At 34.1% G+C, this 19,250-nt stretch carries 10 protein-coding genes; 4 read left to right on the top strand and 6 right to left on the bottom strand.

The annotated features are described in order from the left end of the window. Nucleotides 1-427: 427 nt before the first annotated feature. The 3 genes from ahcY (at nt 428) to VLC96_RS13660 (ending at nt 7,612) form a co-directional block, all read left to right on the top strand. Nucleotides 428-1,744: an adenosylhomocysteinase gene (ahcY, locus tag VLC96_RS13670; protein ID WP_325263755.1), complete on the top strand. Its 1,317-nt coding sequence runs from the start codon at nt 428-430 to the stop codon at nt 1,742-1,744. A gap of 300 nt (nt 1,745-2,044) precedes the next feature. Then, nucleotides 2,045-4,363 (top strand): patatin-like phospholipase family protein, encoded by a 2,319-nt coding sequence (locus VLC96_RS13665; RefSeq protein WP_325263753.1) that lies wholly within the window; start codon nt 2,045-2,047, stop codon nt 4,361-4,363. Nucleotides 4,364-4,792: 429 nt separating this feature from the next. Beyond that, nucleotides 4,793-7,612 carry a pectate lyase family protein gene (locus VLC96_RS13660; protein ID WP_325263751.1) on the top strand — a complete coding sequence of 940 codons (2,820 nt, stop codon included), beginning with the start codon at nt 4,793-4,795 and terminating at the stop codon, nt 7,610-7,612. A gap of 107 nt (nt 7,613-7,719) precedes the next feature. On the opposite strand, the gene VLC96_RS13655 is transcribed toward VLC96_RS13660, so the two are convergent. The 6 genes from VLC96_RS13655 to VLC96_RS13630 all read right to left on the bottom strand — a co-directional run bounded on the left by VLC96_RS13655 (nt 7,720) and on the right by VLC96_RS13630 (nt 17,345). Further along, a complete protein-coding gene (locus tag VLC96_RS13655) occupies nt 7,720-9,732 on the bottom strand; it encodes a glycoside hydrolase family 97 protein (protein WP_325263749.1) in 2,013 nt (670 codons plus the stop codon). Between the two features lie 26 nt (nt 9,733-9,758). Beyond that, the gene (locus VLC96_RS13650; protein WP_325263747.1) at nt 9,759-11,006 is read right to left on the bottom strand and encodes a glycoside hydrolase family 99 protein; all 1,248 of its coding nucleotides are present in this window, start codon (nt 11,004-11,006) and stop codon (nt 9,759-9,761) included. Nucleotides 11,007-11,080: 74 nt separating this feature from the next. After that, nucleotides 11,081-12,583: a RagB/SusD family nutrient uptake outer membrane protein gene (locus VLC96_RS13645; RefSeq protein WP_325263745.1), complete on the bottom strand. Its 1,503-nt coding sequence runs from the start codon at nt 12,581-12,583 to the stop codon at nt 11,081-11,083. Between the two features lie 29 nt (nt 12,584-12,612). Then, nucleotides 12,613-15,612, bottom strand: a complete 3,000-nt coding sequence (locus tag VLC96_RS13640; RefSeq protein ID WP_325263743.1) for a SusC/RagA family TonB-linked outer membrane protein — start codon at nt 15,610-15,612, stop codon at nt 12,613-12,615. A gap of 28 nt (nt 15,613-15,640) precedes the next feature. Further along, nucleotides 15,641-16,723, bottom strand: a complete 1,083-nt coding sequence (locus tag VLC96_RS13635) for a hypothetical protein (RefSeq protein ID WP_325263741.1) — start codon at nt 16,721-16,723, stop codon at nt 15,641-15,643. A 100-nt stretch (nt 16,724-16,823) separates the two neighbouring features. After that, nucleotides 16,824-17,345 carry a DUF5004 domain-containing protein gene (locus tag VLC96_RS13630; RefSeq protein ID WP_325263739.1) on the bottom strand — a complete coding sequence of 174 codons (522 nt, stop codon included), beginning with the start codon at nt 17,343-17,345 and terminating at the stop codon, nt 16,824-16,826. Between the two features lie 421 nt (nt 17,346-17,766). On the opposite strand from VLC96_RS13630, the gene susR reads away from it, so the two are divergent. Beyond that, nucleotides 17,767-19,250, top strand: a 1,484-nt coding sequence (susR, locus tag VLC96_RS13625) for a SusR family glycan utilization regulator (protein ID WP_325263737.1), incomplete at its 3' end; no start/stop codon positions are given.

The following is a 19,250-nucleotide window of genomic DNA, read 5'->3' as shown; positions in this document are numbered from 1 at the left end:
CTCAAAAAAGCGCGCTGGTGCAATTCTGATTTCATTCTATTTAATCGAAGTTGAGTTTTTTCTTTTAAAACTACTTTTGATGCTAATTCCTCCACGGATTCGGTGACTTTCCATAACAAAATTCGGGTAGTTTCATTGCATTGTATGGTTTGATATAAAGGCATTTATCTTTGAAGTTATAAATTTAACTGTATTTTATTATGAAACCAGATGCCCTAGCCCCGATAGTAGTGGAAATCCTTTTGTGCCGGGGTTCGGCATAAAAGATTGAAACGGATAGCGGGAAATAGCTCCTGATAAAAATTATTTAATTAAAATTCAAAAGATTACAGAATGAAAGAATTCACAAATATTCTCGAATGTTTTTTAAATAATAAGTTATTGTGTAATTTTGCCGAAAATTTTACATTTTACAAATATACTATAAATGAGTACAACAACTACGCCATATGTGGCTTTCAAAGTAAAAGACATTTCTCTAGCTGCTTGGGGAAGAAAAGAAATTGAACTAGCTGAGGCTGAAATGCCAGGTTTGATGGCACTTCGTGCTGAATATAAAGATGAACAACCTCTTAAAGGTGCTCGTATTGCTGGATGTTTACACATGACTATCCAAACTGCAGTTTTGATCGAAACTTTAATCGCTCTTGGAGCTGAAGTTACTTGGTCTTCTTGTAACATTTTCTCTACTCAGGATCAGGCTGCTGCTGCTATTGCTGCTGCTGGAATTCAGGTTTATGCTTGGAAAGGTCTTGATGAAGAATCATTTGACTGGTGTATTGAGCAAACTTTATTTTTTGGTGAAGACAGAAAACCATTGAACATGATTCTTGATGATGGTGGAGATTTGACTAATATGGTTATTGACCGTTACCCAGAATTGGTTCCTGGAATCAAAGGTCTGTCTGAAGAAACTACAACTGGTGTTCATAGATTATATGAAAGAGTAAAAGCTGGAACTTTGCCAATGCCTGCAATCAACGTAAATGACTCTGTTACTAAATCTAAATTTGACAACAAATACGGTTGTAAAGAATCGGCAGTTGATGCTGTACGTCGTGCAACTGACTTGATGTTGGCTGGAAAAAGAGTTGTTGTTTGTGGATATGGTGACGTTGGAAAAGGAACTGCTGCTTCTTTTAGAGGTGCTGGTTCTATTGTAACTGTTACTGAAATCGATCCAATTTGTGCTTTACAAGCTGCAATGGACGGATATGAAGTTAAAAAATTAGACACTGTAATTGCTAATGCTGATATCATCATTACAACTACCGGAAATAAAGATATTGTTCTTGGAAGTCATTTCGAAAAAATGAAAGACAAAACTGTTGTTTGTAACATTGGACACTTTGATAACGAAATTGACATGGCTTGGTTGAACAAAAACCACGGCGCTTCAAAAATCGAAATCAAACCTCAAGTCGACAAATATACTATCAACGGAAAAGATATCATCATTTTGGCTGAAGGTCGTTTGGTAAACCTTGGTTGTGCTACTGGTCACCCAAGTTTTGTAATGAGTAACTCATTTACTAACCAAACTCTAGCTCAAATCGAATTGTGGAAAAACAGCGCTGCTTACAAAAACGAAGTTTATATGTTACCAAAACATTTAGATGAAAAAGTAGCTGCTTTGCACTTAGCTAAATTAGGAGTTGAATTGGAAGTTTTACGTGAAGATCAGGCTGCTTACATCGGTGTTGATGTTAAAGGTCCATTCAAACCAGAATATTACAGATACTAGAAATTTAAGATCTCAGATTGCAGATTTTAGATTACAGATTTATAGAAACCCTTGTAGAAATACGAGGGTTTTTTGTTTTTGGGGAATGTCATTCCATATTTTTCAAAAGAAGAATAATTTTTTCTTTTAAAATCAGGAAGGTTAATTTTTATCATTCAAAAAACACGAACAAAAAATTAAAATCATAACGATTTCTTTTTTTAATATTTCTTCCAAAAAAATTGCTCGTTTATAAATAACTAACTATTTTTAAAGATAGAATACTCCTCTATTTATCAACTAGTTCAAATACTTATCGCCTTGAAAAAAACAACCTTTCTCTTTGCTCTATTATTTCTAGTAAGTATTTCGCAAAACATTTTTGCACAAGAAAAAAAACCAAAAGTTGTATTAGTTCTCAGCGGTGGTGGTGCTAAAGGTATTGCTCATATTCCGCTTTTACAAAAATTGGATTCACTGCACATTGTTCCCGACCTTATTGTTGGAAACAGTATGGGAAGCATCATTGGAGGTTTATATGCTATGGGATATTCCGGTGATAGTATTGAAAAGATTACCAAAAGCATCGATTGGGACAAAATACTAGGTGGCGGACTTTCTTTAAAAAATGTAAGTATGGAGGAGAAAAGAGAGTTTCAAAGGTATTTGGTCGGTATTGGAATTAAAGATGGAAAACTAAATAGTGTTAGTTCCATTTTAAATGACCAAAACCTGAGAGAATATCTTTCACAATTAACTTTCCCTGTATATAATGTAAAAGATTTCGATAATCTTTCTATTCCTTTTCGAGCCATGGCAACCGATTTAGTAGAAGGAAAAGAAGTCATTTTGAGTAAGGGCAGTTTAGCTTTTGCGATGAGGGCGAGTATGTCTTTGCCAGCCGTTTTTAATCCTATGACATACGAAAAAACAGTTTTAGTCGATGGTGGTGTAATGAATAATTTCCCCACTGATGTTGCCAAGCAAATGGGAGCCGATATCATTATAGGAAGTGATGTGGGTGGAGGAATGGAACCTGTAGAGAAACTAAATAACTTCGCAACCGTTTTGATGCAAACCAGTATGTTTCCAAGTAACATAAAAAATCCTGCCAATCGAGCACTCTGTGACATTCTGATTGATCATTTACCAAATCTACGCTTTTCGACTGCCGATTTTGAAAGAAGCGAAGAAATATATCAAGATGGGAAAATAGCAACAAACGAAAATCTGCCTGTCTTAATAGCATTGGCAGAAAAATTAAAAAAATATCCTCAACGAACTCATGAAATACCATATATGCCTAATGAGTTTGTATTAGACACGATTGTTTACAAAAATATCAGTAAAGAAAACATTCCGCTTGTAGTCGCAAGAACCAATATTAAGCCACATATAAAATACACCACACATGATTTGATATCTGGCATCAACAGAGCTATGGGAACTAATCTTTTTAGTCAGATTACCTATACTTATTTTATGACTGATGACGATAAATTAGGAATTATATTAACTGGATTTGAACACGCCAAAAACGAACTCAACGCTTCGCTGCATTATGACACTTACAGAGGTGTAGGATTGATTCTGAATTATACAGCAAGAAATGTCCTTGCTCAGTCTTCGCGTTTACTGATTACCGCTGATATTGCCGAACAACCAAAAGGGAGAATTGATTTCCAGAAAAATTTTGGTAAAAAGAAAGACTGGTGGTGGGGCTCTGAACTCTATGGAGCTTTTTTAAAACAAGAAGTTTTCATAGATGGAGAATCGGCAGATAATATGCTTTATAATTCTTTTGAATTTAATAATGAATTCAATAAGAATTTAAATTCTTTAAAAAGCTACGCTGGTTTTGGTCTAAATTACATCTACGCCAAATTAAAACCAAAATACAGTACAGATTACAACCCAAATATTTTTTTTATAGACAACTACGATTTCAATAACATCGAAATAGATTTGCATTTTGCTTACAATGATATGGACAAAGTTTTCTTTGCTACCAACGGTACTATCCTAAAAACCAACATAAGCCATTCGTTATTCACCAATGTCAATATTTCTTTCACAGACCCAAGCTTAGCAAATGTTTATGGAGCAACTAATGGTTTTTCTAAATTTGGACTTGGATTTGAACAGAGAGTACCCTTAAAAAAGAAAATCACAGGAATGATCGGATTTGACTCTTACTTTATTTTCCAAGATAATTTTAAAGAAGATCAAGTTTCGTTTACCAAATATGGTTATGCAGCAAAATATTTTATTGGAGGAATTATTCCGAGTTCTGGTAGCAATCGTCTTTCGTTCCCTGGTTTACATGAAGACGAACTAAATGTTAGTCAATTTATGGGAATCAGACTTGGAGCGCAAATAAATCCGATAAATAAAATATACATAACCCCACATTATAACATTGCCACAGTTGGGTTTGGTAATTTTAATGATTATATCGACGACGTTTTTAGTCCAAAAGGAAACTGGGACAATAACAACGAACCGAGTCTTCTGATGTCTGGCGGAGCTGCATTATCCTATCAATCTATTTTAGGACCTATTCATTTTGATACTTCATGGATTAATAGCATTAACAAAGTAAGAGTGTTTTTTAGTGTTGGATTATCACTTAATCCGTAATAAAACCATATTGCTAAAAATTCAAATTGGATATTTATTCTCAAAATCGGTGTTTGCTAATGTTTTTTTAGTTCTAAAAACAATTAAACTAAATTTTATATAGATGTAATTTCCTGTATTTTAAAAAAGCAATCGATTACATATCAAAAAATTTAGCTCTTTTTTAAACTACCAATAATTTATTCAAAAAAGGAATTTTAACTTCATCAAGTCCCTTATTTATTGCCTTTACATTTTTTTTTATTGTAAAAAGTGAATTTCAGTTGAAATACATTATTTACAATAATATCGCATAAAAAAATGATTCAGATAAAAATTCATTATTAAAATTGTCATATTAAAAAAATTTTCTACTTTAGTGTAATCGATTACATAAAATAATCGATAAAACAAGTACTATTAACCCAAATAACCAATAACCAAAAAATTATGAAAAAAATTTTACTTTGTATGATTATTTTATTTGCTTCAGCAAATATTTGGTCACAAACAATTACTGAAACTGGAGGCTGGCTAGAATCAGCATTTGTAAAATGGACTGCTCCTGCTGGTGGAGCTGATAGCTACAATGTATATTATACGGGTGGTGGAAAAACCAATCAAATTATTGACACACAACTTATCCGTAGTTACGGAAGTTATTTCCGCGCAGATGTGTTAGGTTTAGCAGCCGGTTCTTATACGATTACAATAAAACCTGTAGTCTCTGGTACGGAACAAGCTGGTGTTATCTCTGATGCTATAGAAGTCAAAGCTCATGACCGTAGTGGTTTTGCTCATTTTAATTACTCTGATATTGGAGCATACAAAAATGACGGTACATTAAAAGCTGGAGCTAGGGTGATTTATGTGTCAGCCAATACAGCGAAATCGGTAACTTGTACAGTAGGCGGTGTTACTTATACCGGATTGCAAACTATTATTGATGCATACCAAAAAGGAACAGATAATACACCATTAGCTGTGCGTATTATCGGCACAATCGATGCCATTAATATGGATAAATTTTCCAGCAGTGCAGAAGGATTACAAATCAAAGGGAAAAGTGCTTATAGCGTAATGAACATCTCTATAGAGGGAGTCGGCGATGATGCTACAATACGAGGATTCGGTATTTTGTTGAGATATGCTAAAAGTGTAGAATTAAGGAATTTTGCAGTTATGCTCTGTATGGATGATAGTATTTCACTTGACACAGGCAATAGCAATTGCTGGGTACATAACCTTGATCTTTTCTATGGAAGACCAGGTTCTGCTGCTGATCAGACAAAAGGTGATGGCACATTGGATTTGAAAGATGATTCTAAATATCTTACACTATCTTACAACCATTTCTGGGATTCTGGCAAAATGTCACTATGCGGTATGAAATCTGAAACTGGTGAAAATTTCATTTCGTATCACCATAATTGGTTTGACCATTCGGACTCTCGTCATCCTCGTGTCCGTACAATGACTGTGCACGTATATAATAATTACTTTGACGGCAATTCAAAATATGGGACCGGAGCAACTATGGGCGCCAATGTATTTGTAGAAAATAATTATTTCCGTAATTGTAAATATCCCATGCTAACAGCCATGCAAGGAACTGACATCTACAATAACCCCAACCCAGATGGTACTTTTTCTGGTGAGGCTGGCGGAACAATTAAAGCTTTCAACAACACTATAGTCGGAGCAAAGCGCTATGTTCCATATAACGCAACAACAAATCCAATTGAATTTGATGCTATCGAAGTGGCTACTAGAGACGTTATCATTGATAGTAATATAAAATCAAAACTTGGAGGTACACCTTACAATAATTTTGATACTGATCGCACAAAAATGTACACATACACCGCAGCAGCAGCAGAAGAAGTTCCATCCATTGTTACAGGGGAATACGGCGCTGGACGTATGCAGAAAGGTGATTTCAAATGGACATTCAACAATATTGTTGATGATGAATCTGATGTTGTTAACACAGCATTGAAAAGTGCCATAACAGACTATACTTCAAAAATGGTCGCGGTACAAGGGGAGCCTATTCCGGTTGGAAAACAAACACTTACTGCTACTTCAAACAACAATGACCAAGTAGTTTCTGCTGGTTCTGCAATTAGCAATATTGTATTTACTTGGGGAGATGATGCTAAGGATGTGAATATTACTGCTGTTGATGAAAATGGCGATGAAATAGTTGGGTCTCTTAATGGTCTTGTTGCTACAAAAAATCCTACAGCAAAAACAATAACACTTTCAGGCGTATCTACTGCAACTTTGTATTATACAGTAACAACTACGGGTAATATTGGTGCTCCATCTTCACTTTCAGGTACGATCACTGTATTGCCTCCAAGCAGCCAAGTGATCACTTGTACAACAAACAACAGCAACCAAACAATTGTAAAAGGAGTTGCCATTGCTCCAATAGTACTTACTTGGAGTGGCGACGCAACAGATGTAACGGTTTCAGGTTTTCCGACTGGAGTAGATGCTGCTAAGGATACAGGCGCCAAAACTATCACTATTTCTGGAACACCAACAACAGTTGGCTCATCTACTTTCACAGCAATGACTAGTGGTAACGCTGGAACACCGGTTGCTGTGTCTGGAACGATTACTGTTACTGCTCCTGTAACTGGAACAAAAACTCATAATTTCACGACACAAACTAATGACGATGATTATTTTACCATTACTACATCAAGTAATTTATCGACTTCATATGGATCTGTGATTTACGGTACTTTAACATTAAGCAAATGTTTAAAATTAGAATCTAGTACTGGTACTATCGAATTTGACACAACCGAGCCGAATACCACTTTGACACTTGTAATGAATAGTTCGAAAACTAGCCTAGCATCAACAGTCAAAGTTGACAATATTGATAAATCTGATGCAAATGGAATTATTGTAGTAGATCTTGCTCCAGGACATCATGTAGTTAAAAGAGGTACCGCCGCAGCAAACGTATTCTACATAAAAGTTGAAAACGGTTCATCTCTAGGCTTAGGAGATAACGATATCAAAATTCAAAAATTAACATTATACCCTAACCCAGTTACCAACAGCTTGTACTTATCATCTTCTGACCAAAAAATAGAAAATGCATCAATTTACAGCATAACTGGTGCATTAGTAAAAAGCTTTACAAAAGAAGTGGAGTCAATCGATGTAAGCAATCTAATACCTGGAACTTACGTTGTAAAAATAACCACAGAAAATGGTTCATTTACTCAAAAAATTATCAAAAAATAAATTAAGAATATCAAAAAACACAAGAGGCTACATTAAAAACGTAGCCTCTTTTTTTTTGCAATATGGTAATGAGAGATGCATTACAGTACATCACTATGAGTATTTTACTATTGAAGCACGAACCTTATTGCCGTACCTCCGCCCGGCGCTAGATTCAATTCTAATTCCATTTTACTGTTCACCGCTTTAGTTTCAATAGTGACAGGATAAGGATTTGTTTTATAATTAGCTCCTTCTCCATCCTTATAAATTTCAGCTTGATAGGTTTTTCCGGGTTCCAGGAAAGATAAAGAAACCTTCATTTTACGAGCTTCTCTATTGGTGATTGAACCTAAATACCAATTCTTACCTTCCCAATCTTTACGGACAATTGTTGTGTATTCTCCAATTTTTGAATCTAAAACTTTGGTTTCAGACCAAATACACGGAACTTCTTTTACAAATTTAAATTCAGGTTTTCCTTCATAATTCTCAGGCAAATCAGAAGCCATTTGCAATGGACTGAACAACACAACATACAATGCTAATTGACTTGCCAATGTGGTTTGTACCATCGCTTTATTTGGTGTTTTATAATCAAAATTGAAATTCCCCGGAGTGTAATCAAAAGGACCGGAAAGCATTCGGGTAAAAGGCAAAGTCACAGTATGTTCTGGAGTATTCCCCCCATCGACAGACCACGCATTGTACTCTTGACCTCTTCCTCCTTCTTGGGACATAAAATTTGGATAGGTTCGTTGAATACCGGTGCCTTTTACTGGCTCATGATTGTCAATCATAATGTGGTATTTAGCTGCTGTTTCAATCACTTTCCTGTAATGACGAACCCCATATTGACTGTCATGCCATTCTTTTTTATCCAAATATTTATTTACATAACCAGTCTTTACTGTGTTTATTCCCAACTTTTGATACAACTTAAACGCGTCTTCCAATTGACTTTCATAGCTTTTTGTTGCGCCTGCAGTTTCGTTGTGACCTATCAAACGTACATTTTTTTGAGCCGCATATTTAGTAATTTCTTCAATATCAAAATCTGGATATGATTTTGTAAAACTAAAAGCATTACCATCAGCGGTCCAATCACCATCCCATCCGACATTCCATCCTTCGACAAGAACACCATTCAGCTTATTTTTGGCAGCAAAATCAATATATTCTTTTACGTTTTTGGTTGTTGCGCCATGTTTTGACCCTTGTCCCCATGTGTATTTTTCTAAATGCATCCCCCACCAAATTCCAATGTACTTTGAAGGCTCTATCCAAGATTCATCAGCAATTTTGGAAGGTTCGTTTAGATTTAGCATCAATGTAGAAGTCACTAAATCTCCCGGCCTTTTGCCCACAATAATAGTTCTCCAAGGGGTTACAAAAGGAGTTTGCGCATACACTTTGACACCATCAGCCCAAGGAACTAATTCACTTTTGTATTGATTGCCTTTTAATTTCAACAACGTCATCGAAGCAAAATCTGTAAGATTGGCTTCATGAATGGCAACAAAAAATTTGTCTTTGGTTTCAAAAGTGGCTGGAGTATTGATAGTATCCGTTTTGCTCATCAGGCTTTTTTTGTATTCACTTTCGTAGTAACTGTTATCCCTGTGAACTGGAATCGACCATACTTCATTATCAAAAGGGAATGAAAACTGGGTAATTTCATTTGAAATTTTCACTTTATCCAAATGAGGTTGTTTTGGAAAAGAATATCTAAATCCTAATCCATCATCAAAAACTCTGAAGATAATATCTACCAGCCTCTCCTCGCCTTTTGATTCTTTCAAATGAACTATTAATTCATTGTGATTGTCTTTTACTTTTCTGAATTCGCCCCAAGGTTGCTCCCAAGTTGTATCTACGGTATTTTGATCTACTTTTATAACTTCAAATCCTTCGGTCATTTTTTGAATACCTTCAAATTCAAAGCCCAATAAAGAAGGTTCTATTACTGATTTTCCATTGGACAAAAGACGATATTGAGGTTGTCCCTCTTTGGTTAAAGAAAATTGTAGTTCATTATTTTTATTTGGGGACAAAATTGAATATTCATTTTTGGCGGTACAAGACGCAGATAATACAAACACCAAACCGATCAGGCAAAATCTATATAATATTTTTCTCATTATTTAATTTTCATTAATTATAATAGCTATTTGATTTCATTTAATAATTGCTTTGCTTTATCGGGTTGCATTGATACAAAATAACCAAACACATTGTCAAGCTTTTTTTGTACATCTGCATTGCCTTTTTTTTCTTTTCTTAAATTATAAAGCGTACTAATTTCAGAAAACACACTTGTAGAATTTTTGACTCCAGCAAAAGTTTTGATTTTTTCCAAATAAGAATATCCAAATTCTTTAGTCGGTTCTATCATAGTTCCTTCGCCAAAATCATTCCAAGTTATCAGTTGAAGATAATTGACTTTAGCCGACTTTGCTAATCCCAATGTTTCTTCAAAAACAGTACCATTATTATGTTCAATTGTCCAACCAATGTTGTCTCCGGCTCCTCCTTCTTTATAAAAATCTTTGAATCCAGGATAGGCACTCCCCATTGCAATTGAAAGTTTTGGAGCTGTATTGGTATAAAAATTAGTTAGATATGTACTGTTTTTATACACCCAGGCATACTCGCCAGAAGCATTTGTTCCAGCTTGTGAAGATTTGTCCCATAAGGTTAAAAATGTTGGTTTGGTTGTCAATCCGCTGAAAGCATTTGTCCAGTCATCAGGAGTTGTCAAAGTAATTGGACCAAAATTTAGCAACAATGGTTTGCCGTTAATTTTGATATAATTAGAATTTCCAAAATAATGGCTTTGCATATAATTGACATCCGTTTTAGCTGCACTTCCTATCGTTGGTGACAAACCAGCATCTACAATATTTTTCAGAAATCGATCCTCATATACAATGGCATATTCTAAACCAACATCATCCAGCATAGCGATAATTTGCTCGGTATTTTCTTTGACCATTTTATAATCGTTTAGATCATGCGTACCATACCAATCGATTAAAATTCCATCTATTCCGGCATATTTCATCATTAACAAATGATTTTCAATCACGTCTTTATCTCCCGAATGATATGGACCAATTAGCGGATAATAATACGAAGCAATTTCTCTGCGTCCATTGGCATCAACATTATTTGGATTTTTGTTTGCCATTGTCCAATGATAGCCCCATTTGTGATCTGTGGTGCTTTCATTGCTTTCGAACCAAGCCATATAATGCATATAGATTTTGGTTGCATTCGTTTTCTCTATTGGAACTGGTTTTAAATCCTCAACAACAGGCGGATCAGAATTCGAATTTTTATCATCGGTACTACTACAGCCTAATACAAGAAGGGCATATATAATCCCTACACACAAGGTGATATATCTTTTCATGAGTTATTTATTTAATGTTAAAAATTATCAGCCTTCCACGACTAACCAACATGGAAGACTGATAAGCAAAGAACCTAATACCCAGGATTTTGTTTTAGGTTGCTATTTGTTTGAAGAACTGTACTCGGAATTGGGAAAATAGCTCTGTATTTTTCAGTAGTGCCTTTTTCCCACCATGGTAAAAAGAATGTTCCAAAACGAATGTTATCGGTTCTTCTTCTTCCTTCAAATGTGAATTCTTTTAGTAACTCTTTATCTATGAAATTAAGATCTATCGTTGCAGGCATTTCTTCACCGGCACGAGCTGTAATTTGCTGTAAAAATGGTTTTGCCAAATCTGGAGAACCCAAACGTACATAACATTCGGCTTGCATCATCAAAATTTCGGCATAACGAATTAATACAAAATCATGGTCTCGTTCCCATAATTCGCCTTCTTTCATTTCATATTTTCCTAAACGTACACCTTGATTATCTTTAGCATCAGCAACACTTGTTACTTCTTCAGTATACGTCAATGGTTCACCATTATCCATGATGATTACTGTTCCAGTCGCTTTATTGATTTGGTCACCAGCAATCATACATTTTTTTCTTTTATCAGTATCAGCAAAACTAGAATAAACACCAGGCTGAGCACACATTCCGTTGGCACTCCAAGGATATTTTCCTGTTGCGGAAATAGTTAAATTATGTAAATAGTGACATGACATGGAGTTCATATAATTGCCGACAGTTCCTGCTTTTGAATCATAAGGAATAGCAAAAATTATTTCAGGTGAATTTTGATTTTCTGTTACAAAATTGGCAAAGAAATCAGGAGTCAAACTATATCCAGAAACTTTTTGACACATATCAATACAATCCTGCCAGCGAGGTGTTCCAATAAAAGCTTCTGAATTTAAATACAATCTTGCCAACATAGAATAAGCCACATTTTTTGTCATTTTAGAATAAACTATCTTTGAATTTAAGTACGGAATAGCATCCAACAATTCTTTTTCGACAAAATCATAGACTTGTTTTCTTGTGGAATTTGATGGCAAACCTACGTCTTCAAAATTGGTTACAATTGGAACATTTCCAAATAAATCTAAAAGATTGTAGTAATAATAAGCTCTCAAGGCTTTTAATTCTGCATAAATAGGAGCCTTTTCTTCTGTTTTCAAAGATGATTTGTTTACTTGATAAATAATCGAATTTATCTTGGCAATTCCTGTATAATTATAACGCCAAGCCGAAAGAATCATACGATTATCTGCTTTCCAAGTATGTCTTTGCGCATCTTGATATTGTCCGCCATCGTACCAGTTTGTACCTCTGGTAGGAATTGTTGCTTCATCCGAAACTGTTTCGTTTAAGAAAAAAACATATTCACAAGTTGGATATGAATTTGTAATAGCATCGGCAAATCCTCTCAATGAAGAATATGCTCCGCCAACTAATGCATCAACTTCAGTAGTAGTCTTTCCAAAGTTTCCGTCTTCTACTTTATCATATAACTGTTCATCCAAATTGGTACATGAAATAGTAACAAGTACGCTTGTGATTAATACTGCTATTATTTTGATTTTCATTTTGTATATTTTAATAGTTAGCAATTCGCTTAGTTATTTAGCGTAAAATTTAATCCAACAGAAACGGTAGTTGGTCTAGAATAGTTATTGAATCTATCTATTCCTGGTGCTGCTAATCCTGTTTGGTCTGTTCCGTCTTGAGCATTCAAACCAATTTCAGGATCGACGCCTTTATAATTTGTAAAGACTGCCAGATTTTCGCCTAAAAGATACACTCTAAGTTTTGCCGCTTTCCAATTTATAGGCAAATTATATCCTAATGAAACGGTCTGAAGTCTAAAGAAAGAAGCATCTTCTATCCAATAACTTGAATATTTTGGAGCAGAAGTAATTCCGCTATTCAAAAAGTCATCAGGTACATTGTAAGCTGGTAATCTGTTAGGATCATTAAGCATCATGTTTGTAGCATTCAAAGCTTTTTGTCCAAACATTCCATAGCCTGAAATAGCAAGATCAAAATTTCCGTAAGTAAAATTCATGCCAATACCCAAAGTCAAATCAGGTTGGATATTTCCTAAATCTCTTTTGTCATCAGTATCACTTAAAGCATCTGCTAAAACTTTGTCCCCCGCTTTATTGTAGTACAACATTGCTCCATTTGAGTCTAGACCTGCGCTTTTGAAACCCCAGAAAGTTCCAACAGGATATCCTTCAGCAATAATTTGAGAATACTGCCCTGACATTCCGGATAATCCGTGTAATGAGCCACTGTAAATAACATCGGTACTGTAAGTTGGGTTTGATAATTTTTCTATTTTTTGCAAATTGTGTGCTAAGTTTAAATTAACATCCCAAGAAAATTTATCAGTTTTAACAATGTCAGCATTTAATGAAAGTTCAACACCTTTATTGGACATTTCACCAACATTCGCCAACATAGTTCCAACTAAATAAGGAGGTTGAGGAACTTCATAAGTGTATAATAAATCACTTGTTTTTTTAGAATACCATTCGAATGAACCAATAATTTTGTTAAAAAGGCTAAAGTCAACACCAACGTTTAATTGTGCTGTTGATTCCCATTTTAAATCAGGATTTGGATTTTGAGTTGGAGAATAAGCCAACATCCAAGTTCCTGTAACTGGATTGTAATAACTATCATTTCCCACTCCTAAAATAGAAAGCGATTTGTATTCTCCAATTCCGTCTTGGTTACCTGTAACTCCATACCCCACTCTTAACTTTAAATTACCCAACCAATCATTGGTCGAACTCATAAAATCTTCTTCGGATATTTTCCAAGCTGCTGAAGCCGATGGAAATGTTCCCCATTTATTATTTTCACCAAAACGGCTGGAACCATCACGTCTGACAGTAGCTGTCAAAAGATATTTACCATCATATCCATAATTGGCACGAGCGAAAAATGAAATCAAATTCGATTTTCCTTTATACGAATACACATCACCTAAACGGTATTTATATCCAGCACCTAAATTATTATATGAAAATTCGTCTGTAACAAAACCACTACGTTGTGCCCCAAAACCCTGGTAAATATTTTGGAAATACGAATAACCGGCCATTGCACTAATATTGTGTTTGTCAATTATTTTATTATAATTTACATAAATTTCTCCTTGACCATTGGTGTACTCAGAGTATGTTTTTTGCCCATAACCGCCTTCATCATCCCCTTCCATAATTGCGTAAGATGGTTTGTAAACATTTGCCTGAACTGCATTGTGCTCTAATGAAACATTAGCTATAGCTGTAAAATCATTGAAAAACTTAACTTCGGTTTTAAAATAGCCTAAAAGTCTGTGTCTCTCATTATCAGCAGTTCTATTGGTTAAAATTTCAACTGGATTTTCATATAGTGTATTAGAAACAGAAGTAAATTTACCCTCAGAATCATATACCGGAATCGTTGGATTTAAGTTATAGGAACGTTCAAAAATTCTGAAATCCAAAGGATGCCATTTGTCTATGTTCGCAAATAAACCTATGTCAAATTTCAGATCCTTATTGTCACCAAAATATTGATAACCACTAACGTTTCCGCTTAATCGCTCAAGTCCTGTCGTTTTGATAACACCTTCATTATCTAAATAGGATAATGAGGCTCTGAAACCGCTATCGGCTTTACCAGAATTAATACTCAACGTATGGGAATGTGAAAAAGAAGTTTGTTCTAATTCTTTTTGCCAATCTGTGTTCGCTCCGTAATCAATAGCGTCCATATTTCCAGTTTGACGAACATATCCTCTCCATTGATTTGCAGATAAAAGATCCAAATTATCATTAACAAAACCCACACTTGATAATCCGCTGTACACTACAGAAACTCCTTTGGTGCCTGATTTTGTAGTAATAATGATTACTCCATTTGCTCCTCTTGAACCGTAAATAGCCGTTGCCGAAGCGTCTTTTAAAATATCAACTGATTTTATATCCGAAGGTTGAACCACATTGATATCGACTCCGGCAATTCCATCAACCACGATTAATGGACTATTACTAGCTGTTAATGAAGTTCCTCCACGCAAACGCAATGTAGAACCCGCGCTTGGATCACCCGAAGGACGGATAACATTCAAACCTGCTACTTTTCCTTGTAAAACCTGTTCGGTTGAAGAAATTGTTCCTTTCACTAAATCATCTGCTTTTACAGTTGAAATTGCTCCGGTTAAATCTCCTTTTCGTATAGTTCCATATCCTACAGAAACCACTTGAACTTCTGCCAATTGATAACCATCATTTTGCAGACGAACATTTATATTGGAACTTGACTCATTTATCTGAACTTTTTGAGTAGTTGAACCAATAAATGATACCTCTATAGCACCGCCTATTGCAACTTCGAGCTTGAATTTTCCATCAAAATCAGTTGTCGTAGCATTTTTTGTTCCTACTTCAGTAACTGTTGCGCCTGATAATGGAACTCCTGAATTGTCAAAAACAGCTCCAGTAACTAACTTTTTCCCTTGCGCATATAATCCAACCGAAAGAAAAAGCATCAGAATCATCAATAACAATGATTTATTTGCCCACATTGGATGCAGGGCTCTTTTTATATTTTTATTCATTAGAATTGGTGTTTAATTGAATAGTGAATTATTTGTCTAAAGTTTTCAGTGGCATTGTCGTATCCGAAATTGTTTTGTCTTTATTGTCTTTTACCAAAACATGAATTTCAGTCAATCCTTGAATTCCATTAAGCTCTGAAACCAAATTGACAAATCCTTTAATTTCAGTTGTGTTTCCACTAAACTCCCCAGTAATTACTTTACTTCCAGCAGTAATTTTGTAAATAAGTTTGTTAACTCCTGATTCGTTATTTTTTCGCGACATTCTTAAAAAATCTCTTTGACTAATTTGTAAAGGAAAAAAACTAAATGACGGCGGTGGTGGTGGAATAAATTCTCCTGCATAAATAATTTGATCGCCCGAATTTGCTGTCCAATCTTTTGCAACCATAAGGAAAGTGATGTTTTCCATAACAAAACCTGGTTCTGTATGATAGTATTCTTGCGGAATTAAATCCATTCTATAAAATCCATTTCCTAAATCTTTCAATTTTGTTTTTTCCGAAACATCAGGAAGCCAAGCCTGGTATTCCTGTAAAACTGCCCAATTGTTTAAACCACTATGAAAATGTACACTTGGTACGCCTTTAAAACCATCTTTTAAATTTGAATTGAATAAAATACTTACCGCTTTGTCAATTGTTGGCTTTGCAGGATAAGATCTAATCAGTTCATTAGCAGTGTAAAAGGATGAGAAATCAGTATAAGCTATATTATAAACTTCGGTTTGTTTGGAACCATTGAAATTTTTCAATCGCAACCAAAAACCTGCACTTGCTGCAATTTCGGCTGGAGTTTTAGAAAAATAAGTTGTTGGTGTCAAAGTAAAACTCCAGATTCCATCTTTCTCGTATTTTAACTTTGCGAAATCAGAAGAATGTTCCCAATTCCCGGCATCTGGCTCAGAAGGCGACCAAATCCAGATATAAACTGCTTCCTCAGGTGTAAAAGTTGTCGCAGACAAATCAAAATACCAGGTAACTTGTTCATCATACTTATAAACTACAGGATAAGAACTAACACTTGTGATTGAACCCGCAGCATCTTGCGATTGAACAAGATTCGGAATCATAAAAATCGCAAGTAAAATTGTATATAAAATTTTTTTCATCTGTTGATATTTATTGTTATTTATCGGTCATATGTAATGCGCATATCAACATTGGTGTTTACGACCAATTTGCTATTATGCTCATTTTCATATCAACTTATTAATTAATTGCTTTTAATTTAAAAACATAAGACACAAAGGCTGCCCCTCCAGAAGTTCGTACTAGTTGAATCTCCATTTGCTCATTATTTCCGGGAACCGATTTTATTAGTAATTCATCTGTTTTTTGTGTTTTTTGTGCATCACTATACAGCAAAATTTTAGTAGCAGTTCCATCAGTTAACTGAAAATCTGTGCTTAGTTTCCAATAACCTTTTGGTGCAAACAATGGTGGTACATTTCCAGAAACCTCATAACTAGTCGGTTGATTATTGGTATCAACATTAAAATTGATTTTAAAATCAGGATAATTAAAAAGAGTACTTAAATTCTCTTCACTTGGTTCAATGGCATTTGCCTTTGCAAATTCGTCTACCATTTTTAAGCTCATTAAGCTCCAATCTCCATTCACTTTTTCATAAATTGTGATTGGCGCTACATAATCTCCATCGTCTATTTCATTACACCCAAAGGATAATAAACATAGCCCAATGGCTAAAACATACATAATTTTACATTTCATAAATCTTGGTTTTTTGTTAGTTAATTTTATTCGTTAAAAGAATTAATCGAAATTAGAAGTAAAGAATCTGCTAAAAAAAATATTAATCAAAAATCAAGATTAAAAAATGACAAAAACCAATATAAAGTATTGATAAATAAGAGATTTTCATTTTAGATAATAAAAAAAAATCAAGACGGAATTTAGATTTAAAAAAACATTAAAATCATAAAATAATGACAATATCTAAATTTAAATGACAAATAATTTCACATAGTACATTAATAATCCTATATAATTATCAAATAAAGATTTTTTACTTTACATTTAACTTTTAATTCATAATACAAAAAATCAAGACATAAAAAACTTACAAATAAGAAAAAAGACATAGAATTAATCACCTCTTGGAATAAATTAATCTCGACAAATTGACTTAGAAATGCACAGACTAGCGACTTTATTATTTTTTATGTTTAGCGTTGTTCTAACAGCAAAAAATATAACTCCAACATTAGACAACTTGGATAAAGAATTACAAAAAAAAGATTTCTACATCCGCCAAAAATATTCGAAGATAAAAAAGCTTAAAACAGATGTTGGTAAGTTTATTTTGAGACAAGACAACAAAAGTCTTTACAACACCTATATGTTATTATTTGATGAATACAAATCATTCAAATATGACTCAGCATATTATTATTTAGAAGAAGCAAAATTCAAAGCAATTGCTTTAAAAAATCCAGCGCTATTATCTAAAACAAAAATAAAAGAAGGCTTCATTTTACTGTCATCTGGCCTTTTCAAAGAAGCCATTGACACACTAAACAGCATCAAACCTGAAGAATTAGACATTAAAACCAAATATGAATATTACACTATAAAAGCTCGTGTTTATTATGATTTAACTGATTATAACAAAGACCAGAGGTATAGCATTCAGTATATTCAAATGGGAAATCAGTATCTCAAAAAGGCATTAGCACTAACAAAGCCAAACACCAACGAATACTGGGCCGCAGAAAGTCTCGAACGGATGAAGCAACAAGATTGGGAAGGAGCCGAAAAAGCCTTTAGTTATTGGATAAATCACTTTAAATTACCTCCAAAATACTACGGAATCGCTACTTCGAGTCTTGGATATATTTATTCTGAAGGAGGAGACAAAAATAAAGCCATAGAATACCTAGCATTAGCCGCAATTGCAGATATTAAAAACGCCACTAAAGAAACCGTAGCATTACGCAATCTAGCCAATGAACTTTTTAAATTAGGACATATAGAAGTCGCCAACAGATATGTAAATCTCGCCATGGACGATGCAACTTTCTATGATGCAAGGCACAGAAAAATTGAGATATCATCAATTTTACCTATTATTGAAAAAGCACAATTTAGCAAAGTAAAAAGTAAAAATGATTTACTGGAAAACATTATAATCCTATTGACTCTTTTTGCATTAATAATCATCTTTTTTTTAATTATTATCGTTAAACAATTAAAAGAAAAGAATGCTTCTAAAAAAGTAATGGCGGAGGCTCTCACCAAATTGCAAGAAATGAATGTGAGCTTAAGCGAAACCAACACCATCAAGGAAGAATATATTGCTTATTTTATAAAAGCATCTTCTGATTTAATTAATAAAATTGATCATATACAAAAAAGTACCATTCAAAAAATTATTTCAAAGAAAACAGATGAAGTAATTTCAAGCCTAAAAAGATATAATGTAAAGGACGAACGCCAGCACTTATTTCACCAATTTGATGAAATTTTTTTAAAGCTATTCCCAACATTTATCACCGAGTTTAATGATTTGTTTTCTAATGATCATAAATCAATCGTCAAAAAAGGAGAGCTTTTGAATACCGAACTCCGAATTTTCGCTTTATATAGATTAGGAATTCAAGACGCCAATCAAATGGC

Source organism: Flavobacterium sp., assembly GCF_035456085.1.
Taxonomy (GTDB): domain Bacteria; phylum Bacteroidota; class Bacteroidia; order Flavobacteriales; family Flavobacteriaceae; genus Flavobacterium.
This window is presented reverse-complemented; position numbering and strand designations above follow the sequence as displayed.

Excerpts from the sequence above, each read along its gene's own strand:
- VLC96_RS13635 (WP_325263741.1), bottom strand. The coding sequence starts at position 16,723 with ATGAAAAAAATTTTATATACAATTTTACTTGCGATTTTTATGATTCCG.
- VLC96_RS13655 (WP_325263749.1), bottom strand. The coding sequence starts at position 9,732 with ATGAGAAAAATATTATATAGATTTTGCCTGATCGGTTTGGTGTTTGTA.
- VLC96_RS13640 (WP_325263743.1), bottom strand. The coding sequence starts at position 15,612 with ATGAATAAAAATATAAAAAGAGCCCTGCATCCAATGTGGGCAAATAAA.
- VLC96_RS13645 (WP_325263745.1), bottom strand. The coding sequence starts at position 12,583 with ATGAAAATCAAAATAATAGCAGTATTAATCACAAGCGTACTTGTTACT.
- VLC96_RS13660 (WP_325263751.1), top strand. The coding sequence starts at position 4,793 with ATGAAAAAAATTTTACTTTGTATGATTATTTTATTTGCTTCAGCAAAT.
- VLC96_RS13630 (WP_325263739.1), bottom strand. The coding sequence starts at position 17,345 with ATGAAATGTAAAATTATGTATGTTTTAGCCATTGGGCTATGTTTATTA.
- VLC96_RS13650 (WP_325263747.1), bottom strand. The coding sequence starts at position 11,006 with ATGAAAAGATATATCACCTTGTGTGTAGGGATTATATATGCCCTTCTT.
- ahcY (WP_325263755.1), top strand. The coding sequence starts at position 428 with ATGAGTACAACAACTACGCCATATGTGGCTTTCAAAGTAAAAGACATT.